The following is a 475-nucleotide window of genomic DNA, read 5'->3' as shown; positions in this document are numbered from 1 at the left end:
ACGGCCGCGATCGAGGCCGCGCGGGCCTCGCTGCGCATGCCGCCCGCCGTCGTCGGCTCGTTCCAGGGCACCGCTCAGGCGTTCCAGAGCACGCTCGCGACGATGCCGATGCTGATCCTGTCCGCGCTGATCGTCGCGTACCTGGTGCTCGGCGCGCTGTACGGCAGCTTCATCCATCCGTGGACGATCCTGTCGACGCTCCCGTCGGCCGGTGTCGGCGCGATCGCGACGCTGTGGCTGTTCAAGTACGACTTCAACCTGATCGCGCTGATCGGCGTGATTCTCCTCATCGGCATCGTCAAGAAGAACGGAATCATGATGGTCGACTTCGCGATCGCCGCGACGCGCGAGCGGAACATGACATCGCTCGACGCGATCCGCAGCGCGTGCCTGCTGCGCTTGCGGCCGATCATGATGACGACGATGACCGCGCTGTTCGGCGCGCTGCCGCTCATGCTCACGCCCGGCATGGGAT

The 475-nt window shown here is 66.5% G+C and carries 1 protein-coding gene; it reads left to right on the top strand.

The genetic code is table 11. The features are described from left to right. On the top strand, positions 1-475 hold a 475-nt coding region (locus J5M58_RS26630), incomplete at both ends, for an efflux RND transporter permease subunit (protein WP_207880359.1).

This window comes from Pseudomonas sp. 32_A, from assembly GCF_017490905.1.
In the GTDB taxonomy this organism is placed as follows: domain Bacteria; phylum Pseudomonadota; class Gammaproteobacteria; order Pseudomonadales; family Pseudomonadaceae; genus Aquipseudomonas; species Aquipseudomonas inefficax.
The sequence above is the reverse complement of the archived record's forward strand: the minus strand, read 5'-3'. Positions and strand labels throughout refer to the sequence as shown.